23 protein-coding genes are annotated in these 24,894 nt (G+C 61.5%); 5 read left to right on the top strand and 18 right to left on the bottom strand.

Features of this window, described 5'->3' with window-relative positions; translation table 11 throughout:
- Positions 1-189: 189 nt before the first annotated feature.
- Together Q0718_RS00615 and Q0718_RS00610 are read left to right on the top strand one after the other, a co-directional pair.
- A complete protein-coding gene (locus tag Q0718_RS00615) occupies positions 190-669 on the top strand; it encodes a hypothetical protein (RefSeq protein ID WP_298911885.1) in 480 nt (159 codons plus the stop codon).
- Between the two features lie 147 nt (positions 670-816).
- On the top strand, positions 817-1,305 hold the full coding sequence (locus Q0718_RS00610; RefSeq protein ID WP_298911882.1) for a thioredoxin family protein: 489 nt from the start codon (positions 817-819) through the stop codon (positions 1,303-1,305).
- A gap of 15 nt (positions 1,306-1,320) precedes the next feature.
- On the opposite strand, the gene gyrA is transcribed toward Q0718_RS00610, so the two are convergent.
- Positions 1,321-4,113 carry a DNA gyrase subunit A gene (gene gyrA / locus Q0718_RS00605; protein ID WP_298911880.1) on the bottom strand — a complete coding sequence of 931 codons (2,793 nt, stop codon included), beginning with the start codon at positions 4,111-4,113 and terminating at the stop codon, positions 1,321-1,323.
- A gap of 191 nt (positions 4,114-4,304) precedes the next feature.
- Between gyrA and Q0718_RS00600 the strand changes: the two genes are divergently transcribed.
- Positions 4,305-4,919, top strand: a complete 615-nt coding sequence (locus tag Q0718_RS00600; protein WP_298911877.1) for a superoxide dismutase family protein — start codon at positions 4,305-4,307, stop codon at positions 4,917-4,919.
- A gap of 71 nt (positions 4,920-4,990) precedes the next feature.
- On the opposite strand, the gene clpX is transcribed toward Q0718_RS00600, so the two are convergent.
- The 3 genes from clpX to tig all read right to left on the bottom strand — a co-directional run bounded on the left by clpX (position 4,991) and on the right by tig (position 8,684).
- Entirely contained in the window at positions 4,991-6,256 is a 1,266-nt protein-coding gene (gene clpX / locus Q0718_RS00595; RefSeq protein ID WP_298911874.1) for an ATP-dependent Clp protease ATP-binding subunit ClpX, read from the bottom strand.
- 277 nt (positions 6,257-6,533) lie between these two features.
- Positions 6,534-7,163 carry an ATP-dependent Clp protease proteolytic subunit gene (locus tag Q0718_RS00590; RefSeq protein WP_298911871.1) on the bottom strand — a complete coding sequence of 210 codons (630 nt, stop codon included), beginning with the start codon at positions 7,161-7,163 and terminating at the stop codon, positions 6,534-6,536.
- A 180-nt stretch (positions 7,164-7,343) separates the two neighbouring features.
- Positions 7,344-8,684: a trigger factor gene (tig, locus tag Q0718_RS00585; protein ID WP_298911868.1), complete on the bottom strand. Its 1,341-nt coding sequence runs from the start codon at positions 8,682-8,684 to the stop codon at positions 7,344-7,346.
- 219 nt (positions 8,685-8,903) lie between these two features.
- Here tig and Q0718_RS00580 point away from each other — a divergent pair, with 219 nt between their 5' ends.
- Positions 8,904-9,449, top strand: coding sequence for a VTT domain-containing protein (locus Q0718_RS00580; RefSeq protein WP_298911865.1), 546 nt, complete (start codon positions 8,904-8,906; stop codon positions 9,447-9,449).
- 3 nt (positions 9,450-9,452) lie between these two features.
- On the opposite strand, the gene Q0718_RS00575 is transcribed toward Q0718_RS00580, so the two are convergent.
- The 13 genes from Q0718_RS00575 to miaA form a co-directional block, all read right to left on the bottom strand.
- Positions 9,453-10,088 (bottom strand): ABC-type transport auxiliary lipoprotein family protein, encoded by a 636-nt coding sequence (locus tag Q0718_RS00575; RefSeq protein ID WP_298911862.1) that lies wholly within the window; start codon positions 10,086-10,088, stop codon positions 9,453-9,455.
- Complete coding sequence (locus Q0718_RS00570; RefSeq protein WP_298911859.1) at positions 10,085-11,065, bottom strand: MlaD family protein; 981 nt, start codon at positions 11,063-11,065, stop codon at positions 10,085-10,087. The genes Q0718_RS00575 and Q0718_RS00570 overlap by 4 nt, the downstream gene beginning before the upstream one ends.
- Positions 11,066-11,067: 2 nt before the next feature.
- Positions 11,068-11,904: an ATP-binding cassette domain-containing protein gene (locus tag Q0718_RS00565; RefSeq protein WP_298911857.1), complete on the bottom strand. Its 837-nt coding sequence runs from the start codon at positions 11,902-11,904 to the stop codon at positions 11,068-11,070.
- Between the two features lies 1 nt (position 11,905).
- Positions 11,906-12,982, bottom strand: coding sequence for an ABC transporter permease (locus Q0718_RS00560; RefSeq protein WP_298911854.1), 1,077 nt, complete (start codon positions 12,980-12,982; stop codon positions 11,906-11,908).
- A 149-nt stretch (positions 12,983-13,131) separates the two neighbouring features.
- Entirely contained in the window at positions 13,132-13,746 is a 615-nt protein-coding gene (locus tag Q0718_RS00555; RefSeq protein ID WP_298911851.1) for a hypothetical protein, read from the bottom strand.
- A 128-nt stretch (positions 13,747-13,874) separates the two neighbouring features.
- Positions 13,875-15,242 carry a sodium-dependent transporter gene (locus tag Q0718_RS00550; RefSeq protein WP_298911848.1) on the bottom strand — a complete coding sequence of 456 codons (1,368 nt, stop codon included), beginning with the start codon at positions 15,240-15,242 and terminating at the stop codon, positions 13,875-13,877.
- An 86-nt stretch (positions 15,243-15,328) separates the two neighbouring features.
- Entirely contained in the window at positions 15,329-16,459 is a 1,131-nt protein-coding gene (rodA, locus tag Q0718_RS00545; protein WP_298911845.1) for a rod shape-determining protein RodA, read from the bottom strand.
- Positions 16,456-18,342 carry a penicillin-binding protein 2 gene (gene mrdA, locus Q0718_RS00540; protein WP_298911842.1) on the bottom strand — a complete coding sequence of 629 codons (1,887 nt, stop codon included), beginning with the start codon at positions 18,340-18,342 and terminating at the stop codon, positions 16,456-16,458. The genes rodA and mrdA overlap by 4 nt, the downstream gene beginning before the upstream one ends.
- Positions 18,343-18,344: 2 nt before the next feature.
- Complete coding sequence (locus tag Q0718_RS00535; RefSeq protein WP_298911839.1) at positions 18,345-18,857, bottom strand: hypothetical protein; 513 nt, start codon at positions 18,855-18,857, stop codon at positions 18,345-18,347.
- Entirely contained in the window at positions 18,857-19,807 is a 951-nt protein-coding gene (gene mreC, locus Q0718_RS00530) for a rod shape-determining protein MreC (protein ID WP_298911834.1), read from the bottom strand. The genes Q0718_RS00535 and mreC overlap by 1 nt, the downstream gene beginning before the upstream one ends.
- 30 nt (positions 19,808-19,837) lie before the next feature.
- A complete protein-coding gene (locus Q0718_RS00525; RefSeq protein WP_298911831.1) occupies positions 19,838-20,887 on the bottom strand; it encodes a rod shape-determining protein in 1,050 nt (349 codons plus the stop codon).
- A 158-nt stretch (positions 20,888-21,045) separates the two neighbouring features.
- Complete coding sequence (locus Q0718_RS00520; RefSeq protein ID WP_298911828.1) at positions 21,046-21,711, bottom strand: VTT domain-containing protein; 666 nt, start codon at positions 21,709-21,711, stop codon at positions 21,046-21,048.
- Positions 21,708-22,616 carry a tRNA (adenosine(37)-N6)-dimethylallyltransferase MiaA gene (gene miaA / locus Q0718_RS00515; protein WP_298911824.1) on the bottom strand — a complete coding sequence of 303 codons (909 nt, stop codon included), beginning with the start codon at positions 22,614-22,616 and terminating at the stop codon, positions 21,708-21,710. Before miaA ends, Q0718_RS00520 begins: the two co-directional genes overlap by 4 nt.
- On the opposite strand from miaA, the gene serB reads away from it, so the two are divergent.
- Positions 22,615-23,484, top strand: coding sequence for a phosphoserine phosphatase SerB (gene serB / locus Q0718_RS00510; protein ID WP_298911821.1), 870 nt, complete (start codon positions 22,615-22,617; stop codon positions 23,482-23,484). The two genes, miaA and serB, sit on opposite strands and share 2 nt — an antisense overlap.
- Here the strand turns inward: serB and Q0718_RS00505 are convergent.
- A complete protein-coding gene (locus tag Q0718_RS00505) occupies positions 23,481-24,884 on the bottom strand; it encodes a Do family serine endopeptidase (RefSeq protein WP_298911818.1) in 1,404 nt (467 codons plus the stop codon). The two genes, serB and Q0718_RS00505, sit on opposite strands and share 4 nt — an antisense overlap.
- Positions 24,885-24,894 lie beyond the last annotated feature (10 nt).

The raw sequence follows: 24,894 nt of genomic DNA, 5'->3' as shown, positions 1-24,894 counted from the left end.
TGGTCGCAATGCCTGCTGCATTCATCCGCCAGGAAACTTTCTCGCTTTCATAGACACTTGGCTCCGAACTTCCTGTCGTTCGGATAATGGTGAATCACACGTTACGCGGCAGTTTCCGCTTTATTCACCCTCTTGCGTCACGTTCCGGCTCAGAAACGACTTTCAGCCTTCATGACACAGGAACCGACCATGAAACTCTCACGCATTGCCGCCCTGTCAGCCTTGACAAGTGTCCTCCTCGCAGCCCCCGCCTTCGCGACGCCGGACATCTATGTCGTGAACTTCCGTCACGCCGAAGATGCCAAATCCCAGCAACTCGATACGAGCCTGCCCGATGTCATCCGCATGTCCCAGATCGAGGTCGAGGAGATCGTGATCGATACGACGACGGCAGCCAAATGGGAGAAATCCGCCCATGATGCGTTCAATCGCGATATCGTGCCGGTCTTCAACAAGTGGGTCGGTCTGCCTGGCTTCGCTGCGGTCGTCGATCCGCAAAGCAAGTCGGTCATGGGCTGCCTGAACGCTGCCGGCGATCCGGTTACTCTGGCCAAGGAGCTACGCAACATGGCCGCCCGGTCGAAAGGCCAAGCCTATGCCAGCAACGCGTCCACGTCGGCTGCGCTGACGCAGTGCCCGAAAACCTACAACCTTCCGCCCGTTCGATAGATCCTGCTCCAGCCAAGCGATCGATGAAGCCCGCATGACTCATAGTGCGGGCTTCATGCGTTCGAGGCTTACTCAAACAGTGGCTGGACCCTATCTGGCACCAGGATTGCAATCGCCAAAGCCATCAACGGGCTGCGAAAGACACTCATGAGACTCCGCTTTAAACCCATCGCAGCCGCCGTAGCGGCCGCGCTGGCGGCTCTAATGGGACCGACGACTCCGACCCAAGCCCAGCAGTACAGCACCGCCGCCTCCACACCGGACGTCTATATCGTCATGTTCCGGGCCGATTGGTGTGCGCCATGCAAGGTCGTGGAACCGCGACTAGGGCGTGCACTCGAAACGCTGCGCGATCCGCGCATCGAATACGTCGATATCGACATATCCGGCGGACGCGGCGAGCTGAATGCCCATGCCGTTTTCGATCGCGGCATCGTCGATCAGTATAATCGCTGGATGGGCGTCACAGGCTTTGCGGCCGTTATTGACGGCGACACGAAGCGGACGCTCGGCTGCATCAACATATCCTATGACACGCAGGCCATGACGCAACATATCCGCAACCTGCAAGCACAGGCCCAGCGCAACACCCAATCCTTCGACCTGACCTGTCCGGAGCCGAACCGGCCCGTCTGAGTGGGGGCCGTCAGGTCAGGACGCGTCCGGCACGTCAACGTCGCCCGACGCTTCGGGCGCCTCGCCGTCCTCATCCTCGGTTTCCGCGATCCGTTCGACGCTGACGACATGCTCGTCCTCGCGCGTGCGGATCACCCAGACGCCTTTCGAACTGCGCGACACGATGGAGATGTTGTCCACCCCGGTGCGCAATAGCTGACCGCCATCGGTGACCAGCATGATCTGGTCGCCATCTTCCACGACGAAACTGCGCACCAGATAGGCCTTGTCCGCTTTCTTCCCCCGATCGAGGTTCTGCGCGATCACACCTTTCCCACCCCGTCCACGAACCGGATAGGAGTAGGAGCTCGCCCGCTTGCCCAACCCGTCATCGGCGATGGTCAGAAGGAACTGCTCGGCCGCCCCCATCTCACCCAGGCGTGCGTCGGACAGAGATGTTTCGTTCGCGATGTCTTCGTCGTCGTCCGCCGCGTCATCGACCTCGTCGCCCATCGCCCGTCGCATCGCATTGGCATGTTTCAGATAGGCCGTGCGTTCTTCGCTGGCCGCATCGAAGTGCCGGACGACGGCCATCGAAATGACCTCGTCGCCCAAACCGAGCTTGATGCCGCGCACGCCCGTCGACGTCCGGCCGACGAACCGACGGACATCCGTGACCGGAAAACGGATGGCGCGGCCCAGCCTAGTCGTCAGAACGATGTCGTCCTGTTCGCTGCAGAGCCGCACATCGACGATGCCGTCGCCTTCACCGGGCTTCATCGCGATTTTCCCGGACCGGTTGATCCGCGTGAAATCGGCGAGGCTGTTACGACGCACGCCGCCGGATTTGGAGGCGAACATGATGTCAAGGCCCGCCCAATCGTCCTCGTCCTCCGGCAGCGCCATGATCGAGGTGATCTTCTCGTCGTCCCCGTCAGCATCCTTGGTGAGCGGAAGAAGCTGGTTGAAACTGCGTCCGCGCGTCGCGGCGCCGCCCTGCGGCAGCTTCCAGACCTTCAGCTTGTAGGCCATGCCACTGGAGGAAAAGAGCAGGACCGGCGTATGCGTCGTCGCGACGAAAACCGTCGTGACGAAATCCTCGTCCTTGGTCTGCATGCCTGACCGGCCCTTCCCGCCCCGATGCTGAGAGCGGTAGGTGTCCAGCGGAGTCCGCTTGACGTAGCCATTATTGGTCACGGTCACGACCATGTCTTCGACCGCGATGAGATCCTCGTCGTCGAAATCGAAACCGCCTTCCGCAAACTCGGAGCGGCGCGGGGTCGCGAACTTCTCGCGCACTTCGGTCAGCTCTTCGCGGATGATCGTGCGGACGCGGTCGCGCGACCGCAGGATTTCCAGCAAGTCGGTGATCCGCGCGGCGAGTTTCTCGGCCTCTTCGGTGATCTCTTCCATGCCGAGCGCGGTCAGCTTCTGCAGACGCAGGTCGAGAATTGCCCGGGCCTGCTCATCCGTGAGCTTTATGGTGCCGTCATCCTGCAGACGAGAGCGTGGATCGGCGATGAGCCGGATCAGCGCGCCCATGCTCTCGGCCGGCCAATTGCGTGAGGTGAGCGCCTCGCGCGCCGCGGCTGGGTTGGGCGAGGTGCGGATCAGACGGATGATCTCGTCGATATTGGCGACGGCCGTGGCCAGTCCGACCAATATGTGCGCCCGGTCCCGCGCCTTGGACAGATCGAATTTCGTCCGACGCGCGATCACGTCTTCGCGGAATGCCAGAAACGCTTCCAGCATGTCCCGGACGTTCATCTGTTCGGGCTTGCCGCCGTTGAGCGCCAGCATGTTGGAACTGAAATTCTGCTGCAGCGGCGTGTAGCGGAACAGCTGGTTCAGCACGACGTCCGGCACGGCGTCGCGCTTGAGCTCGATGACGACGCGCATGCCGACCCGGTCGGACTCGTCGCGGACGGCCGAAATGCCTTCGATCCGTTTCTCGTTCACCAAGGCCGCCATCTTGGCAATCATCGAGGCTTTATTGACCTGGAACGGCAACTCGTCGACGATGATGGCGAACCGGTCCTTGCGGATTTCCTCGACCCGGGTCTTGGCCCGGACCGTGACGGTTCCCCGTCCGGTCATCACGCCCTGCTTGGCGCCGCTGCGGCCCATGATGAGGCCGCCTGTGGGAAAGTCCGGCCCTGGGATGATGTCCAGCAAGTCTGCGTCGCTCAGCGCCCCGTCATCGAGCAAGGCCATCGCGGCGTCGCAGACTTCACCGAGATTGTGCGGCGCGATGTTCGTCGCCATGCCAACGGCGATGCCACCCGCGCCATTGACGAGAATGTTCGGAAAGCGCGCCGGCAGCACGACCGGTTCGGATTCGGACGAGTCGTAATTATCCTGATAATTGACCGTGTTCTTCTCGATGTCGGCCAATAGCTGCGCGGCCGGGTTGTCCATACGGACTTCGGTGTACCGCATGGCGGCCGGCGGGTCGCCGTCGACGGACCCGAAATTCCCCTGGCCGTCCAGCAATGGCAGTCGCATGGAGAAGTCCTGCGCCATGCGGACCAACGCGTCGTAGACAGCGCTGTCGCCGTGCGGATGATACTTGCCGATCACGTCGCCGACCACGCGCGCCGACTTCTTGTAGGGCTTGTCGCGCGTAAAGCCGTTTTCGTGCATGGAGTAGAGAATCCGGCGGTGAACCGGTTTCAGACCGTCGCGCACATCGGGAATCGCCCGGCTGACGATCACGCTCATGGCATAGTCGAGATAGGAGCGTTTCATCTCCTCCTCGATCGTCACGGGCGAGATGCCGGGATCCTTTTCCGGCGGCGTGGAGTCCGGATTGTCTGTTTGGTCGCTCACACGATATCCTCGGATCGATCTGCCGGAAAAGGCGGAGGTTTTCCCGCCCGCGATTCGACGATCTCGGTTCGGCTCAGGCTACCATTTCAGATCGTTTTGCACAAATGCGCGCAGCGTTGGAACGCAGCCGACGGGATCGCGTTTTTGAGGCAAGCCTGCATTCCAAAAGGCAATGAAGAGAGGACCTTACCATGAAGAAGATCTTGCTAGCGACCGCGGCCATGACGCTTGTCGCATGTGGCGGAACCGATGATGCCGCTGATGACGTCGGTATCGACGACGAGACGGCCAATGAGGTCGAGATGTACGATCGGTTCGATAGAGACGTTAACGATGACGCGGCCTTGATGAGCGCAACCTATCCCGTCATCAACAGTGCCGGATCGGAAATCGGCACCGTGACGATCTCCGACGTCGAAGGTTCAGGCGTGACGGTCTCGCTCGATGTCACGGCGATCCCCGAAGGCCAACGCGCCATTCATTTCCACGAGACCGGGTCCTGCGACACGCCGGACTTCCAATCGGCGGGCGGCCATTACAATCCGTCCAACGCCAATCACGGATTCGAGGCGGATGATCCCAATCCGCATGCCGGCGACATGGAGAATTTCGACGCGCCAGCGTCTGGCGTGGTTCGAACGGAGATCGGCAATGACCGGGTCACCTTGTCCGATCGTGAGGGCCTGGCCCCTCTCCTCGATGCCAACGGCACGGCCCTGATTATTCACGCCGGGGCCGACGATTACGAAACGCAACCGTCCGGCGATGCCGGATCACGCATTGCGTGCGCCGTGATCGAGCCGTAGCCGCACGGAACGATCCGACAGGAAAACAAAAAAGCCGCCCCAGGGCGGCTTTTTCATTGATGCTGGAAGGATCAGCCTGCTTTTTCAGCGGGCGGGTCGGCATAGATGAGAAGAGGTGCGGATTCGCCGTCACCTTCCACGACATCGTCATTGATGACGACTTCGTCCACGCCTTCATAGGATGGCAGATCGTACATCGAGTCCAGCAGAATGGCTTCCATGATCGAACGCAATCCGCGGGCGCCGGTCTTGCGCGCCAAGGCCTTCTTGGCGATTGCCTGAAGCGCGTCTTCGGTGAAGGTCAACTTGACCTCTTCCATGGCGAACAGCGTTTCATACTGTTTGACCAATGCGTTCTTCGGTTCTGTCAGAATCGTCACCAGCGCATCCTCGTCCAGATCCGTCAGCGTCGCGATGACCGGCAAGCGGCCGATGAATTCGGGAATCAGACCGAATTTTTGCAAATCTTCGGGCTGCACGCCGCGCAGTATGTCGCCGACGCTCCGGTCGTCCTCATCGCGGACACGTCCGCCGAAACCGATGGAAGCCTGGTCGCCGCGATTGGCGATGACCTTGTCGAGGCCCGCAAAGGCGCCGCCGACAACGAACAGGATATTGGTCGTATCGACCTGCAGGAACTCCTGCTGCGGATGTTTGCGGCCGCCCTGAGGCGGCACGGAGGCGACCGTGCCTTCCATGATCTTCAGCAAGGCCTGCTGCACACCCTCGCCCGATACATCGCGCGTGATGGAGGGATTGTCCGACTTTCGGCTGATCTTGTCGACTTCGTCGATGTAGACGATGCCGCGCTGGGCCCGCTCGACATTGTAGTCCGAGGATTGCAGCAGCTTCAGGATGATGTTCTCCACATCCTCACCGACATAGCCGGCTTCCGTCAGCGTGGTCGCATCGGCCATGGTGAACGGTACGTCGAGAATGCGGGCCAGCGTCTGGGCCAGCAACGTCTTGCCGCAACCGGTCGGCCCGACCAGCAGGATGTTGGATTTGGCCAGTTCGACATCCGGATTGGTCGTGGCGTGGTTCAAGCGCTTATAGTGATTGTGGACCGCGACGGAGAGAACACGTTTCGCATAGCCCTGCCCAATGACGTAATCGTCCAAGATGTTGCAGATTTCCTGCGGGGTCGGAACGCCTTCCTGGCCTTTGGACAAGGAGGACTTCCCCTCCTCCTTGATGATGTCCATGCAGAGTTCGACGCATTCGTCGCAGATGAAGACGGTCGGACCGGCGATCAGCTTGCGAACCTCGTGCTGACTCTTCCCGCAGAAAGAGCAGTAGAGCGTATTCTTGCTCTCGGTCGTATTGTTCTTGCTCATACTCTATCCAGTTCCACATACGGCGAGCGCCGACGGAACTCCCTGCAATCCGGATGCCGATTCGACCACCGATCTACCGGTTTTATGACGACATTGTGTAAACGGCGCCTTTCGATACGCATACGACACCGGAAACCGGACTCTGGCAAGACCGGATGTGTGTAATCGCGCACCAAAAGATGTGTAGCTTAACCCGTCTGAAACTATAGCAGGACCGATCTGTCCCGATAATCGCGCAAACGACGGACCAACGGGTCTGTCGCGGAGCGCGGAAACGCTATGCGTCTTCGCCTCGTTTTTCGTAGACGTGATCGACCAAGCCGAAATTCTTGGCTTCTTCGGCCGTCATGAAATGATCGCGGTCGAGCGTTTTCTCGATCGTCGCGTATTTCTTGCCCGTGTGCTTGACGTAGATCTCGTTGAGGCGCTTCTTCATCGCCAGAATGTCCTGGGCATGACGTTCGATGTCGGACGCCTGGCCGCGGAAACCGCCGGACGGCTGGTGCACCATGATCCGGGCGTTCGGCAGCGCCACGCGCATATCCGCATCGCCAGCAGCCAGCAGCAGAGACCCCATCGAAGCGGCCTGCCCGATGCAGACCGTGCTGACGGGGCAACGGATGTACTGCATCGTATCGTAGATCGCCATTCCGGCCGTCACGACGCCGCCGGGCGAGTTGATGTACATGCTGATTTCCTTCTTCGGGTTCTCGGATTCGAGAAACAGAAGCTGGGCGCAGATGGAGGCGGACATATTGTCCTCGACCGGACCAGTCAGGAAGATGATGCGGTCGCGCAACAGTCGCGAATAGATGTCGAAGGCGCGTTCGCCGCGCGAGGACTGCTCCACCACGGTCGGGATGAGGTAATTGGTGACGTTATTCAGTTTTTCGATCGGATCGTACATGCAGTAGAAGCTTTCGGTCTTGATGCGCCGGCAGGACGCTGGCGTCTTTGGTCCTATATTGCGATCACCATCCTGCTTCGCAAGGGTTCCATAAGTGTGAAGGCATGGCCGGTTCGGCGCCATCGCCAATAGAAAAAGCCGCCTCGAAGGGCGGCTTCCGTCTTTGTCCGCGCTTTTGCGCTAGATCATAGGATCTTCTTCGAACAGTGTGTCGCGATCGACCGTCCTGTCCTTGACGGTCGCCTTCTCCGTGATCAGGTCCACGACTTTTTCTTCGTAGATCGGCGCGCGAAGCTGAGCGAGGGCTTGCGGGTTCTTTTGGTAGAATTCGATGACCTGCTGCTCCTGACCCGGATAACGGCGCGCTTCCGCGACCAGCGCGCCTTGCAGCTCTTCGTTGGTAATATCGATGCTTTCCTTCTGACCCATCTCGGCCAGAACAAGACCGAGACGCACGCGGCGCTCAGCGATCTTGCGGTAGTCGGCTTCCAGCTGCTCGTCCGTCTTTGCGGCATCTTCCTCGTCGAGCTGACCGGCTTCCTTCTCGGCTTTCACATGGTTCCAGATGTTGGTGAATTCGGTCTCGACCATGCCTTGGGGCAGGTCGAAGTCATGCTTGCTGTCCAGCTCGTCCAAAATGGCGCGCTTCAACTTCATGCGGGACTGGCCGTCCAGCTCCGATTCCATCTGTTCGCGCACGGCTGTCTTGAGCGCATCGAGATCGTCCATGCCGAAGTTCTTGGCGAAAGCGTCGTCGATCTCGGCCTCTTTCTCGCCTTGGACCTCGTGGATCTTCGTCTTGAATACGGCTTCCTTGCCAGCCAGTTCGGCCGCCTGATAGTCGTCCGGGAACGTCACCACGACATCCTTTTCATCACCGGCTTTCACACCGACCAGTTCGTCCTCGAAGCCCGGAATGAAGGTGCCCGAACCCAGTACAAGCTGGTGGCCTTCCATGGCGCCGCCCTCGAATTCCTCGCCATCGATGGAGCCGACGAAGTCGATCAGGACCGCGTCGCCTTTCTTGGCTTTGGCCGTCTTGGCTTTCTTCTTGTAGCTCTTCTGCCCCTTGGCGAGTTCAGTGAGGCGTGCATCCAGATCCTTGTCGTCAAGTTCGGTCTTGAGACGTGTGAATTTGAGTGTCGTCGGATCGACAGCTTCGAATTCAGGAATGCTCTCGACGGTCATGTAGTAATCGAGATCGGCCTTGCCGTTGGTGACCTCCTCGCCATTGGCGCGCAGGTCGATCTGCGGCTGGCCGGCGGGGCGCAGCTTGTTGTCGTTGATGGCCTGCTGGCTGCTCTCGTTCAGAACTTCCTCGACCACGTCTTTCATGATGCTCTGGCCGAACATCTTGCGGATGTGCGAGGTCGGCACCTTGCCGGGGCGGAAGCCTTTCAGGGAGACTTGCGGCTGCATCTCCTTGATCTTGGCGTCCAGCTTTTCCTCGAGCGCTTCCTTCTTGACCGTAACCTGGTATTTCTTGGTCAGGCCGTCGGATTCGAGTTCCTTGATGTCCATCTTTGTCTCTGACGTATCTGCGGGCATTGAAGTCGCGCCCGGTGGAGGCCGGGGTTCTGTCTGCCGGGCTCGATTGAAGTTCGCGGCGCTATGCCATGCGGCACAGCGGGTTTCAACACGCAGCCCTGCCAAAATTTTTGCTCTGCGCTGACCCTTCCTTGCATGTTCCCATCGATATTTACCAAGACAGGCTTAACCATCATCGCGCATAGCGCCCGCATGATGGACCCGAGCTGGCTACTTTACCTGGGCATTTTCTTGGGTCCCTTCGTCCAGGAGGATGCCGCCGTTATCGCCGCGGCGTCGCTCTCGGCTGCCGACGCCGATCATTTTCCCGTCATCTTCGCAATCATCCTGGCGGGCTTGTTCTTGTCCGACATCTGGAAATACTGGATCGGGCGGGCGGCGCACACGTCTTCGCGGGCGCGTGCCTATGCCGAACGCGAACATGTCACGACCTTTCGCGGCAAGGTGCGGCGCAATCTGTTCGCGACGCTGCTGACGGCGCGGTTCCTGCCGTTGGCGCGCATCCCGGTCTATGTCGCCTGCGGCTATTTCAAAGTCCGCTATGCGCGCTTTTGCCTGTTCATCTTCATCACAGCCCTGATGTATTGCATCGTGATCTTCACTTTGTGCCACTTCCTGGGCGAGTTGTTCGGTGACCGCATCGAACTCATCATCCCGACGATCGCCGTCATCGTCGTGGCCGTCGCCGTCATCGCCCTATGGATCAAACGATCGCGAACGCGCGACCGGACCGAGTAGGTTTCAGCGAACCAGCGTGACGGGGTCCTCGATCAAGCCCTTTTTGTCAGCGGAGACGACCCAGTCCACGATATCGCGCATGGCGGCATCGTTGGCAGCTTCGATCGCCATGACGATGGATGAAATCCGCGCCGCATCCGCTCGAACCTCGTGGCGCGTCGTGAACGTGTCGATCAACCGGCGATCCGTCGCATTTGCAAGCGTCGCCGTAAAACGGACGACCGCCAGAGGGCTGGCGTCTTCACCCTGATCGAACTGCGCCTCGAAATTCTTGATCGTCAGATGAATGCGTGTGTCCGTCCGCGTTCCCGATTGTGGCAGAACGCCGATGACCCGTGATTCGCGCGAAAAGGCATCGACCAGCTTTTCCTGCAGCATGGTCGGCGTGCCTTCCGGCCATTGCGCCTGAGCTGCCGTGGACAGACGCCGCCCGTCCGGCGACACCACGATGGCGCGCGTGTTGAACACGCTCGTTGCCGACGGACGGTCGACGCGGATCACGGTCGCACCGGGCGCCGGTTTCACGCTCTCGCCTGAAAGCTGCAAGCGGTAGATGATGTCCGCGGGTGCCGGATCCGGCAGAATGCTGCAGGATGCGATCGCCAGCGAGGCGACGCCGAGGGCGAAGGGTCGGATCATTGCGGTAACTCCACCGTATCGGACTGCGTCCCCGAAATGAACTCCAGCGGGCTCTGTTCCAGCGCGTCGGCGACGCGGCCCAGTGACAACACCAAGCGGCGGACGGCATCCACAGTCTCCTCGAGGTCCGTCAGACCGGAATTGGAAAGGCGGTTCACTGCATCACGCGCATCGACGATCAACTCGTTGCTGTTCCCGGCTGTCTCTTCGAAGGCGTTCAGCGTTTCGTCGACTTCGCTCAACGTCACTTCCATGCGCGCGCTCAGTGAGGCGATGTCGTTCTCGATGAGGCCGTTTGCCGAAGCGAACGTCGTTTGGGCCGTATCCGCCGCAGCGCTGACGCGACGCACTGCGGCTCGGAAGTCGGTGACGAGGCCGTTGACCTCGTTCATGTCGAATTCGGAGACATCCAGTTCGCTGGTGATGCGTTCGATATTGTCCAATATGCCATGGACGTCCGCAACAGCTTCGTCGCTGAACAGTTTGTTGACCTGCGTCAGAGCGAGTTGCGCCTGCTCGACGGCGGAGCCTCCGCCTTCGATGATGGCGGACAGCTGGTCGGCACGACCTTCGATCCGCCATGTCCCGCTGCGGCCAGGCATATCCTTGATGAGCGGGTACTCCTCGCCCCCCGCGAAGATCTGGAGATAGTTCAGGCCCGTCAGACCGAGTGGCTCCAGCTGCGCATAGCTATTCGTGTCCACCGGAGTGTTGGAGTCGATCCGGATATTGGCCAGCACGGTATTCGGGTCTTCCCGGTCCAGACGGATGTTCGTGACCTCCCCGACGCCGATGCCGTTGAACCGCACTTCGGAGCCCGGCGACAGACCGCGCACGGGACCCTGGAAGGCCACTTGGTATTCGTCGAACTGCTGATCGAACTCCGATCCGGTCAGCCACAGGATGAAGCCCAGCGTCGCCGCAAGGGCGACCAGCACGAACATGCCGATCAGCGCGTAATTTGCCTTGTTTTCCATGCCTATCGTCCTGCCGCCTTGGCGGGCGGCCCCGCATCACGCTCGGGATGCACTGCCATGCGTACCGCCTTCGCATTTTCGGACCGCGATCTCGGCCCCCCGAAATATTCCTGAACCCAGGGATGGTCGTATCGTTCGACCACACCCAGCCTGTCATAGACACCGATCTTCTTGTCCACCAGTACCGCAACACGGTCGCATATCGCATAGAGGCTATCCAGATCGTGCGTGATCATCAGCACAGTCAGGTTCAAAGCCTCGCGCAAGGACAGGATGAGCCGGTCGAACGCGTCGGCCCCGACCGGGTCAAGCCCAGCCGTGGGTTCATCCAGGAACAGAATGCGCGGATCCAGCGAAAGCGACCGGGCCAAACCCGCCCGTTTCTTCATCCCGCCAGACAGGTCCGCCGGATGGAGAGTCGCGCTTTCCGGAGGCAGGCCGACCATATGGATCTTCATGTCCGCCAGTTCCCGCATCAGGCTCTTGGGCATGTCGAAATGCTCGATCATCGGCACCATGACGTTCTCACGAACGGTCAAGGACGAAAACAGCGCACCGCCTTGGAACAGGACACCGATATCGTTCTTCAGACGCAACTCTTCGCGGCTGTCGAGATCGGCACGGCGTTTGCCGAAATAGCGGATTTCGCCGGCATCCGGAACCTTCAGGCCGAGCAGCGTATTCATCAGAACGGACTTGCCGGAGCCGGACCCTCCGACCAACCCTACGATCTCGCCGCGCTTCAGCTCGAAGTCGAGGTTTTCGTGGATCACGTTGGTCCCGAATTGAGTCAGGATACCGCGAGCGGCGATCGGAGGCATGTGATCCTGGTCTGCCATGCTAGACGCCGATCTGGAAGAACAGGATGGCGAACAGCGCGTCGATCAGGATGACGGCGAAGATGGCTTGGACGACCGACGTCGTGACCCGCGCGCCTAGGCTCTCGACCGAACCCGTTACGGCCAAGCCCTGCCGGCAACCGATCACGGCGATCACGATGGCGAAGAACGGCGCCTTCACCATACCGACCCAGAAGTGCTGCACGGCGACCATTTCCTGCAACCGGCTGAGGAACAGCACGGGCGAGATCTGCGAGGGCGTGACCCAAGCCACGATCAGGCCACCCAATATGCCGCTCATCATGGCGAGGAAGGTCAGGATCGGCAATGTCAGCAAGCAAGCGATCGCCCGGGGCACCACGAGCGTTTCGAACGTTTCGAGCCCCATCACGGTCATCGCATCGACTTCCTGACGCATCTTCATGGCCCCGATCTGCGCCGTGAAAGCCGAGGCCGAACGTCCCGCGATGAGGATTGCCGTGATCACGACGGCCAGTTCACGCAGCATCGAGAAGCCGACCAGGTCGACCATGAATACGGAAAAGCCGAGCTGGCCGAGCAAGTTGGCCCCCATATAGGCGATAACCGCACCGATCGCGAAGGATAGCACGGCGACGATGGGGGCCGCGTCCAGCCCAACCTCTTCCATCAAGGCGACGATGGATTTGAACCGGAGACGACGCGGCCTGAGCAAAACCCCGAAAAACATGACGAAGAATTGGCCGAGAAAGGCAAGCGTCGCGTAGAGTTCATCCCAGAACCGCAAGGTCGCCCGGCCCAGGCGATCGAGTGTATCGACGAACTGGCGCGTATGGCGGGGCGGCGCCCCCATCTGGGCCGCTGCCGCGACGTCGAGAAGCGTCTTCTGTCCGGGCGTTCCTCGGGTCAGCGACCATGCCTTGCAGACATCTTCCACGCGGACCGCTTTCGTCAGGAGGTAGGCCCCGGCCGTGTCGAGATCTTCCACCCCCTCCAGATCGAACTCCACCGTCTCGTAGGAAAGGGCGTCATAGTCCCGTCCGAGGGATTCGTAGACCGACGACACCGTTTCGACGGTCCAGCGGCCTTGCGCGGACACGACAAGCCGACGGCCATGGGAGGAAAGATCGTAACGTGCCGGGCTTGTCAGCATTCGCCCGGAGTGCGCCACGCCTCCGACCGGGTCAAGTTGCAAACGCTGGCAACAGCCCCTGCACGATTGAAGCCTCGGACAGCCGCTAAGGACGTCTAGCTGACCGAGCGGTCGGCGGTTCCGGTCTTTTCGTTCAACCGTTTCGTGCGCACGCGGTCTCCGAAGCGGTTGGTGATGTCGCGCAAGCCGTCTACGGCAAGTTGCAGACGGTCGACATCGGCTGCACGATCTGTCGGCAGGCTGTTGCGGAACTCGAGCAAGGCGCGGTCCGAGACCAGCAATGCAGCCTGAAGGCTCTGCAACTCATCCGACAGGTCGCGACGGGCCGGAGCGACATCGAAATAGATCTCGGCCGCTTTGCGGGCCTGCTCAACATGACGTTCTGCAACGCGAATATCTTCCAGAACGACCGAAACAGGCCGTTCGAGCGATGCATAGTCCGGATCCGCTCCATCCACGCCTTTATCGGACAGACCGTTCATCAGCATGTCCGCGGCTGCTTCCATTTTGCGTTGGGACGTTTTCTCGCCAAAGCCGCGAGACGCGAACGCGGCGCTCAACTTCTCGACCGCGCGCTGCACGACATTGCTGTCGGACGATGTTTCGAGCGGTGCGGCATCGTCCGTGCCCGCCATCGATTGCAGGTCAACGGTCGCACAGCCAGTGCTGAACAAGGAGGCGACAAGAAGGAGAGAAACTCCGGATTTCATTCAACACCCCAAATGAGACGACGATATTTCAAGATCAGCGTAATGTCTTATCGCCACCTTGCACGGCACACTTGAATTTTGCCTGAACGGCAAGATCAAAAGTCAGTCGCTGCACTGCGGCATTTCGGTCAGCCTGCAAAATAGGAGGTATAGATCGAAGAGACCAGCACGATGAAAACGAAGAGAGGGGCGACAAAACGCGTCAACACGATCAGGACGTTTCCAAGACCTTCACTGCCGGCGAACTCCTCGGCGATGATGGCCTTGTCGAGCCGCCATCCGACGAAGATCACGATCAGTAGACCGGCCAACGGGAGCATGACCTGCCCGGTGAAGGTATCGATCGCATCCAAGGCATAGGTGTCGCCATCCGACGTGACGCCGAACACGCTGATCAGGCCAACGGCGATCATCAACGCGCCCATCACCCAGGCGGCCTTGGCCTTGCTCATCTTGAAGCGCTCCGATGCGAAAGCCACCGACGGCTCGAGAAGGCTGACCGAGGACGTAATGGCCGCGAAGAATGCCAGGAAGAAGAAGGCCGCGCCGACGATCGGGCCGATCGCACCCATGGAGGCGAATGCATTGGGCAGTGTGATGAAGAAGAGGCCCGCTCCGGCATTGGCTTCGAGCCCGAAGGCGAAAACGATCGGGAAGATCGCCAGTCCTGCAATCAACGCAACGGCCGTATCCGTCAGCCCGACGATGACGGAGGCCTTCGGGATCGAGATGTCTTGCGGCAGATAGGAGCCATAGGTGATCATGATGGCCGAGCCGACGCCGACGGAGAAGAAGGCCTGGCCGAGCGCGGCATTGGCGACATCGCCGTTGATCTTGCTGAAATCCGGGGCGTAGAGGAAGGACAGCGCCGCCGACGTGCCGCCAGTCTCGATGTTGGTCACGAGGGCGAAGACCGCGAGCGATGTCAGCAGTATGAAGAAGAGCGGCATCAGGACCTTGGCCGCCAGTTCGATGCCGCGATTGACCCCGCGTGAAACCAGCCAGATCGTGATGAGCGCAAACAGGAGGAACCAGGGCAGCACTTGAATGGGCGTGCCGATGAAATTCGTGAAGATGCCGGCGACCTGATCGGGTTCGAGACCGGCGAAGTCATTGCCGAGGAACTTGAAGATGTAACGCACGACCCAGGCGGCGACGACGCAGTAGAATGTCACGATGAGGAATCCGGCGATCATGCCGACCCATGACAGCACACCCCAGTTTTTCGTGACCCTGGACTGGATCGCGATTTCGGCGACGCTATCGACTGCATTGGCGGAGCTACCGGCTCGCCCGACGAGATATTCGCTCATCAGGACGGGAATGCAGACCAGCACCACCGCCAGCAGATAGACAAGGATGAAGGCGCCGCCGCCGCTCTGTCCGGCCTCGCTGGAGAACCGCCAGAGATTGCCGAGGCCGACCGACGATCCGACGGCGGCCATGATGAAGGCGAAACGTGACGACCATTGCGCCGTCCCGGGTGCTGCAGGCATAATGTGAACTCCCCAATGACGCCCGCTTGATTAGGGAATGGAGCCGCCGCGTCAAGCGGACAAGCGGTCATGGCCCAGACACCCAGTCAATCGTTACGCGGCAATAGCGTGTCGGCATGGACATGGGCCGACAACATCAGTCCGAAACTTCCCATCACGGCCAAGATCACCGTCCCGCCATAGGAGACGAGCGGCAAAGGTACGCCGACCACGGGCAGGAGGCCCATGACCATGCCGAGATTGATGAAGATGTAGAGCGCGAATGTCGTTGTCAGGCCGAGGATCAGCAGGCGGGAGAACACGGCCTTGCATTGCAGGGAAAGGCGGATGCATGCCGCGATGACGGCGATGTAGAGTCCGATCAGGGCCAGCGATCCGACGAACCCGAACTCTTCTCCGATGACAGTGGAGATGAAGTCCGTGCTGTTTTCGGGCACGTAGCCGCCCTGGCGCTGCGTGCCTTGCATGAAACCCTTGCCGGACAGACCGCCCGATCCCAGCGCGATCTTGGACTGGGTGATGTGATAGGACGCCCCCGCCGGATCGCGGGCCGGGTCGATGAAGGTCAGGATGCGTTCGCGCTGGTAGGCGCGCAGGCCGAATTGCCAGACAACCGGAATGCTGACGGCCGCAAGGACCGATCCCAGCGAAATGATCCGCCAGCTCACACCGGCGAGAAAGACCAGCGACGCCCCCGTCGCCGCGATAAGCAGCGACGTGCCGAGATCGGGTTGCCGGAGGACCAGCGCCATAGGCGCGGCGATCAGGAATAGTGCGCCAGCCAGACCGAGCGGCGAAGAGACGCGCCATGCCGGGAGATCATGGTAGAAGCGCGCCAGAGCCAGCACGACGGCCGGTTTCATGACTTCCGACGGCTGCACCCTGATCGGCCCCAGCTGCAGCCAGCGCACGGATCCGTTCACATTCACGCCAAGAAATTCCACCCCGACAAGCAGGACCAGCGCGACGAAATAGACCGGATAGGCCAAAGTGTACCAGACGCGGATGTTCGTCAGCGCCACGCCGAGCATGATGAGGAAGGCGAACGCCAGACGCACGCCGTGCTGCATCGCCCCGTGTGTCCAGATGCCGTTATTCGCGGACAGGATCGCCAGAACTCCAACTAACCCCAAAACACCGGCGAGGACCGGCAACAGCCAGTTGATCTGGAAAAGCTTGCTGCCGACGCCGTCGAACTCCTCGAACCGGACGGTCACAGCACGTCGGTCTCGGTAGCGTTCTGGGTCTGCTGGCCAAGCCCGTCGCGACGCAGGGCCTCGCCGAGGACGGAACGGACGATCGCCGCCGCGCGGCCCGAACCCGATCCGCCATGTTCGACCACGCAGCCCACGGCGAATCGCGGCGCATCATAGGGTGCGTAGGCGACGAACAGCGAATGATCGCGATATTTCCACGGAAGCCGGTCGTTCTTGTGCAGCCCTGCCGCCCGGTCGGCCAGCGAAATGCCGCGGACCTGCGCCGTGCCGGTCTTTCCGGCCATGTCGATGCCAGGCAGTCCCGTTCCGTTGGGCCGGTAGGCCGTGCCGCCCGGCTCCTGCGTCACGCTCCACATGGCGTCCTGCACGATCGCCAGATGGTCGGGATCGATATCCAGATCCGGGAACGGCGCGATGTCCTGCCCGGCGAACAGGGTCGGAGATACGGCGGACCGACCATTGGCGATCCGGGCCGTCATGACGGCCAGCTGCATCGGCGAGGTCAGCACGTAGCCCTGCCCGATGGAGGAGTTCAGCGTGTCGCCCATGTGCCAGCCTGCGCCCATCCGCTCACGCTTCCATGCCGGATCGGGCACGATGCCATGCTGTTCGCCCGCGATCCCGACGCCGTGCCGCTGTCCCAGCCCGAGCCGTCGCGCCATGTCGGCAATGGCCTCGACGCCGATGATCTGGGAGATCTCGTAGTAATAGGTGTCGCAACTCTGCTTCAGCGAGTAGCGCAGATCGACCGAACCATGACCTTGCCTTTTCCAACAATGGAACAGGCGATTGCCAAGCCGCACGCGTCCGCCGCAGAAGATGCGTTGCCGCGGATCGATCTTGCCGCTTTCGAGAGCCGCCAGCATGACAGCCATCTTGTAGGTCGAGGCGGGGGGATAGCCGCCGGAATAGACCTTGTTGTATTGCGGCCGCTTCTCGTCATTGTTCAGCTTGTCCATGTAGGCCTGGGTCAGCCCCGATACGAACAGGTTGGAGTCGAATAGCGGCATGGACAGCAGGGTTCGCAACTCTCCCGTCATGACGTCCATGACGGCGATCCCACCCGCATCCTCGCCGAACTGTTCTGCGGCATAGCGTTGCAAGTCCGCATCCAGCGTCAGGTAGACATCCTCGCCCGTCACGGCCTTTTCGCTTTTGCCCGGCCACTCACGCACCACGCGGCCTCGCGCATTCACCTCGATCTGGAGGCGCCCGGCCTTGCCGCGCAGACGGTCGTCCGCCGCCTGTTCGACGCCCGTCTTGCCGAGCCTGAATCCAGGCTGCAGCAAAAGCGGATCATCGTCTTCGGCGACATCGGCGTCATTGGCCTTGCCGACATAGCCGACAACATGGGAGAATAGACCGTCATCCGGGTAGGAGCGCCCTTCCCCCGCCCGCGGCGTGATGCCCGGCAAGGCATGAGCGCGCATGTTCAACGCCGCGAAATCGTCCCATTCCATATGGTCTTTGGCCGTGACCGGCACGAAGCCGGGTTTGCGGGAGACGTCGCGTTTGACCTGAGCGATTTCGCGGTCCGACAGTGAAACGATGTTCGACAAACGGCCAAGCGCCAAGTCGAGATCGTCGATCTGTTCGGGTACGAGCTCGATCTGGTAATTCAACGTGTTCGCCGCCAAGGCTTCGCCGTAGCGATCGCGGATGATGCCCCGGCTCGGCACGATGGTGCGGAAGTTGAAACGGTTGTCCTCGGACAGCGCCAGGTAGTTTTCGCTCTGTTCGATCTGCAGCTGGTAGAGGCGGCCCGCCAATATGCCGAACACACCGAGCCCGCCGACCCCCAGAGCAGCGGTGCGGCGCGTGATCAGCGCCTCGGATTTGGCAGTCGGTTTCTTCTTGTTCGGATCCGTCGAGAGTGCATTCATCGTCAATCCTCCTCGCTCATGCGACCGGCGAGACCGTCCCGGACGAGAATGAATATGGGCAGGATCACGGTGACGACAAGGAGACCGCGTCCCAGCGCCATCCAGTCCGGCCAGCTTTCATAAACCATCCAGCCAGTCAGGATCATCACCGGGACGCCGACCAGCAGGGCCAGGACGAAACGCCTGATTCCCGCCAGCAGGCCGCGCCGTCCGCCCCGTGCGCCGGGACGGATCAGCGCATAGGTGATCAGGAAGACGAGCGGCCATTGCCCGGGCGCACCCCAGCTCGTCCAATCCACCCAGAGCCCCCCTGCCAGGAGCAATAGTCCCGACGCCCCGGTGCTGACATGGCGCGGCCACAGCGCGACCACGGCGAAAGGCAGCCAAGTCAGCGGCCAGCTTTCGCCGAACAGGCGGACATCCACGACACTGACAAGACCCGTGACGAGCAATGCCAGCACGGCCGGAATGAGCCGGTCATTGCGCGTCGTGGGCGACATGCCGAAAACGGCCATCAGCCCGCCCCGTCCGGTGCCTCGGCCGTCTGCGTCCCGGCTTCTCCTGACGCACCGCCGTCGACCGGCGGGGCCGTTTCGGTCTCGGTCGTCTCTTCAGCCGCGTCCAGATCGACATCGTCCAGTTCGGGGTCGTCAGCATCCACTAAGCCCGCGAACGGCAAGACGAAAACCCAGTCGACTGGCTCAGCATGGAAATCGAGCCGCACCGTCAGCGGATCGCCGTCCGTCACCGTTCCGACCGGCAGGCCTTGCGGCAAACGTCCGTCGTCTCCGGACGTGACCACGCGGTCTCCGACCGCCCACCGTTCCGTATCGGCGACAAAGGCGAGAACGGGAATATCCGTATTCGTGCCGATCAGGATGGCTCGCGCTCCGCTGCGGTCACTCGCAACGGCAACGCGGCTATTGAGATCGTCGAGCCTCAGAACCCGGGCGGACTGCCGTCCGGCGCTGACGACATGGCCGACCAGTCCCGATTCGGAAATGACGGCATAGCCGTCCCGGACGCCCGCATCGCGTCCCGACCCGATCAGCAGGGACCGAACGAACGGACTGGACACGTCGGAAACGGCGCGCGCCGCGATGCGTTCGTCCGGAATGTCACCCGTGAGTTCGACCGCAAGGAGCGCTTCCAGCCGCTTTTGCCGGTTTCTGGCCGCCGTCAGCCGATCATTGTCGGCCCGCAGAGCAACGAGCTCGCGTCGCAGAGCCCGGTTCTCTTCCAGGGCGCGTCGGCTTTCATCGGCATCGGCCAATGCCTGTTCGAGCTTGCGGAAGGGCTGGCCGAGCCAGGCGGCGACCGGTGCCTGCACGTCGCCGGCCAGCATGGCGGAGGTGCGCCGTTCGCGAGCATTGTCGCGTTGCGTCAGTAGGAGGCCGGTGCTGAACAGGATCAGCAGCAGCAGGCCGAGCCAGCCTTCGGAACTGTTTGATCCAAATCGGGCCACACTTCCCGCACCGCCCTTTCGTCGGCGTGCCTAGACGTCGGTCTTGAGCACGCTCTTCCATTTCTTGAGGTTTTCAACGACTGTGCCGGATCCGCGCACCACGCAGGACAGCGGATCGTCGGCGATGAAGACCGGCAACTCCGTCCGGTTGCGCAATTCGATGTCGAGATTGCGCAGCAAGGCGCCGCCGCCGGTCAGCATGATGCCCTTGTCCACGATGTCGGCCGCCAGTTCCGGCGGCGTCGCTTCCAGCGCGATCTTGACCGCATCGACGATCTGCTCGACCGGTTCGGCCAGGCTTTCGGCGATCATGGCCTCACTCACGCGGATCTCGCGCGGCACGCCGTTCATGAGGTCGCGCCCCTTGATCAGCACGCTCATGCCCTCATTGTCGGACGGCATGGTGGCGGACCCGACTTCCTTTTTGACCCGCTCGGCGGTCATCTCGCCGATCAGGAGGTTCGTCGTGCGGCGGACATACTGGATGATCGCGTCATCCATCTTGTCGCCGCCGACCCGTACGGAACGCGAATAAACGATACCGTCCAGCGACAGGACGGCGACTTCGGTCGTGCCGCCGCCAATGTCCACGATCATGGAGCCCGCCGGTTCGTGGATCGGCAGGCCCGCGCCCAGCGCGGCCGCCATGGGTTCTTCGATGAGGTAGACCTTGCGCGCGCCCGCTTGTTGCGCGGACTGGTAGATGGCGCGCTCTTCCACGGCCGTCGCGCCGGAGGGGACGCAGATCACGACCTTGGGCTTGGCGCGCCGCATGAAGCCGCCTTCGCTCTTCACCTTCTCAATGAAGTGCTTGATCATCTTCTCGGCCACGTCGAAATCGGCGATCACGCCGTCCTTCATGGGGCGGATGGCTTCGATGTTTCCCGGTGTGCGACCCAGCATCATGCGGGCGTCGTTGCCGACCGCGTGGACGATCTTGCGACCGTTGCGGATGGAGAACGACACGACGGACGGTTCGTTCAGCACGACATCGCGGCCTTTGGCATAGACGAGCGTGTTCGCCGTACCGAGATCGATCGCGATGTCGGACGAAAAGGCGTCCATAAGTGATGAGATCATCGAAGGCTCCGCCCGGTCTGTGTCCAGTCTGGCAAACGGCTAGGCCGTTCGTGCGCCCGAAATGGGTGCGTACAGAATCTGTCCATTATTCCCTTAATGTTCGGCTAATGGAAATCACCCGGCCCAAATGCAAGCACTCTCTCCCGTAAGCGGCGTATTTAGCTGTTATTTCTCGCTTGTCGCGCGCGCATGGACTTCGACCAACGCGATAGCAGAAACAAACCCAGCATGGCGAAGCCGCCCATCGTGACCCACAGTCCGACCTGCCGCCCCTGCGCCGAGGACAGGACGCCCTGCGCGACGAGACCGGTCAGCACGATCTTCGGCATGATCCCGATGGCCGTACCGCTTAGGAAGGGCACAGCGCGGGCGCCGGCCAGGCCTGCGGCAAGATTGACGAGTATGAAGGGACCGGCCGGAACCATCCGCACGATCAAGCCCGACTGGAAGCTGTTGCGTGAAAACATGGTCCGGAGGCGCGTCATGCGCGGTCCGGACAGGCGCGCTCGCAACCGGTCCCTGAACAGAATCGCAATGCCCAGATGGATATGCGCGGCGAACATGGTGGCGATCCAGGCCGCAATGGCGCCTTGCAGAAAACCGAACGCGGCGATGGCTGCCGCGATCAGGACCCATTGTGGAAGCAGAAAAAAAGAGCCGACCAGAAATACGCCGATCGCGACCAAGAGCAGGACCGGCGAGTCGGCATAGCGGCCGAGCTGATCGACCCACCGCCCCACTTGGTCGTGGAACACCCAATAGACCGCGAGTGCCGCCAGAGCGAAAACAGCGAGCCGAGCCGCGTCTTTGAGCCAAGGTTTCATAGGGAGGCCAGAAATTCGTCCTTGTCTTCATCGGTTGCCAGAACAGACCAGTCGCGGCACCGATTGCGGAACCAGGTCATCTGCCGTTTCGCGAGCCGGCGGCTATCGCGTTTGGCCGTTTGGATGGCGGTTTCCAAATCACAGCCGCCGTCGAGATATGACAGCAAGTGCGACAGGCCGATTGCCTTGAGCATGGGAGACCGGTTGCGACCGACGCTCGCTACCACGGTGCGCGCTTCGTCCAGCGCGCCCGCCTGGATCATGCGGTCGAAGCGGGCGTCGATACGGGCATAGAGCGCTTTGCGATCGGGAAGGATGACGGCGCGGAAGATCCGCTCTGCACGCAAGACCGGACGCGTGTCGGCTTGCCAGTCGGACAAGGCGCGGCCCGTCGCGCGCCAGACACCGACAACGCGTCCCAAACGCTGCGGATCATCACCGAGGATGCGAGCCGTGGCGATCGGATCGACGGCTTGAGCTTCTTCTCGCAAATCGTTAATATCAATACCGGAAACTTCTCCTTCGATGTGATCGGGAACCGGTGGGATGTCGGCCAGCCCTTGCAAGAGAGCCTGAAAATAGAGCCCCGTTCCACCGACGATCACCGGCACTCGCCCTCGTCCTGCAATGGCTGAAAGAACCGGCACGACATCGCGGACCCATTCCCCGGTCGAATAGGCTGTGCCGCCGGATATGTGTCCGAAAAGATGATGCGGAACGCCGTCCATTTCGTCGGCTCGGGGTCGGGCCGACAGGATCTTCAAATCGGCGTAGACCTGCAGCGCGTCCGCATTGACGATCTCTCCGTCCACCGCTTTGGCGACCCGCACGGCATAGTCCGACTTGCCGCTGGCCGTGGGCCCTGCGATACATATGACCGGACTGTCCAACTCGAGCTCAATCATGTCGTCGCCCCTAGACCAGATCGCCACGCTTGTCCTGCCGCAAGAGAGCGGCGACCAGCTGGCCGCCGGCGCCAGCGCGCTCGGCTTGCGCGACAGTCGTATCCTGTCGCCCGGCCGCGCCATCGAGGGCCTTACCACCGCACATGACAGTGCGGATGCGCGCGCCGTCTTGCAGGCTGCCAAAGTTCGCGGCGATGTCTGCGTCCAACCCGACGGCAATCGCCGCCGCTCCGTCCTGGTCTGCGACATGGACAGCACTCTGATCGGACAGGAATGCATCGACGAATTGGCGGCCTTCGCCGGCGTGAAGGACCGCGTCTCGGAAATCACGGAACGCGCCATGCGCGGCGAAATCGGGTTCGAAAGCGCGCTGGATGAGAGGGTCTCCCTGCTGAAAGGGGTGCCCACGAACGTGCTGCAAACCTGTTACGACGAGCGCATCCATCTGAATGACGGCGCGCGGACACTCGCTCGGACCATGCGGGCGCAGGGGGCGAAGACGCTGATCGTGTCGGGCGGCTTCACATTCTTTACATCGCGCGTAGCGGAAGCCTGCGGGTTCGACGGTCACCGGGCCAACGTCCTGATCGAACAGGACGGCGTGCTAGCCGGAGAGGTCGAGCACCCGATCCTGGGTCGCGAAGCAAAGCGGGAGGCCCTTATGGAGATTTGCGACGGCGATCCTTCGCGCGCCCTCGCCATCGGCGACGGCGCAAACGATCTGGCGATGATCAAAGCCGCCGGTCTGGGTCTGGCCTATCGGGCCAAGCCGGCCGTGGCCGCAGCCGCGCATAGCGCGATCGCTTTAACCAGCCTGCATAGCGCTTTGTACTTTCAAGGATATTCCGACGAGGAATTTTGCGACTAGGTGTTCAGCGCATAGATGATGTAATTGCCGCCGCGATTGATCAACAGCGTCACAGGCTCGCCCGCTTCGATGGCGGCTTGCATCGCTTTTTCGAAGGCTTCCGGGGTCGCGACCGGTTCGAAGCCGACTTCCTCGATGATATCGCCCCTGAGGATCTTACCCGAAGCGCGAGACCGGCGCTCCACATCGACGACCCGCACGCCTTGCACGTCCGGCCGGATCCGGTTGGTGCGGCGCACGTCGGCACTCAACCCTTCGACCGACAGACCGCCGACCGTACGTTCCGCCTTGCCGGTCTCGACGTCGAGTTCGAGACGTTCCTCGACCGAGAGTTCCTCTTCCAGCTCTTCGATCCGAACCGTCGTTGTGCGAGTGTTCCGGCGGCGGACATATTCAACGCCCACATCTTCATCGATCCCGCTTTCGGCGACGACGCGGAACAGGGCGCGTGTGTCGGCGATGTCGCGGTCGCCGATCCGCGTGATCAGGTCGCCGCGCTCCAGCCCCGCCTTTTCCGCCGGGCCGTCCGATAGAACCGCGCTGATAAGCGCGCCGCGCGGTGCGTCGAGTCCGTAGGCCTGCGCAATGTCACGGTCCACTTCCTGCGTGCGCACGCCCAGATAGCCACGCCGCGTTTCGCCGAATTCGATCAACTGGCTGGAGACGCTCCGCGCCAGGTCGCTCGGCACGGAGAAGGACAAGCCGATGGAATAGCCGGTCGGCGAGATGATTGCGGTGTTCACGCCGATTACTTCGCCGTCCATGTTGAATAGCGGACCCCCGCTATTGCCTTGGTTGATGGCGACATCCGTCTGGATGAAGTCGTCATAGTTGCCGGCGGAGATGTCCCGGTTGCGGGCCGAGATGATCCCGGCCGTGACCGATCCGGAATAGCCGAGAGGATTGCCGATGGCGATTACCCACTCCCCCACTTCGGCCGCATCCGAATCGCCGAACGGCACGAAAGGCAGTGCATCGCCCGTCTCGATCTTCAGCACGGCGATGTCGGTCGCCGGATCGCGACCGATCAAGTCGGCCTCGTAGGCATCGCCGTTCGGAAAGGTCACTTCGATCAGGTCCGCGCCTTCGATGACGTGATTGTTGGTGACGATATGCCCGTCTGCGTCGATGACGAAACCCGACCCGAGCGACCGTGAAACGCGACCGTCGCGACCGGGCCGGTTGCCAAAAAAGTCGTTGAACCGTTCCAAAGGCGAGCCTTCAGGAAAGGCGGGAAGATCTTCGTCACCGAACTCCACGGTCTGCGCGGTGGAGATGTTGACGACGGCGGGCGACAGACGCTTCGTCAGCTCCACGAACCCGTCCGGCGCCGGACGGGCATGGACACTGGAAACAGACGTTATGGAAAGCGCGAAAGCGAGAAGAAGCGGTCGGATCATGACCGCGACT

It is taken from the genome of uncultured Algimonas sp. (assembly GCF_947498175.1).
Classification (GTDB): Bacteria; Pseudomonadota; Alphaproteobacteria; order Caulobacterales; family Maricaulaceae; genus Litorimonas.
This window is presented reverse-complemented; position numbering and strand designations above follow the sequence as displayed.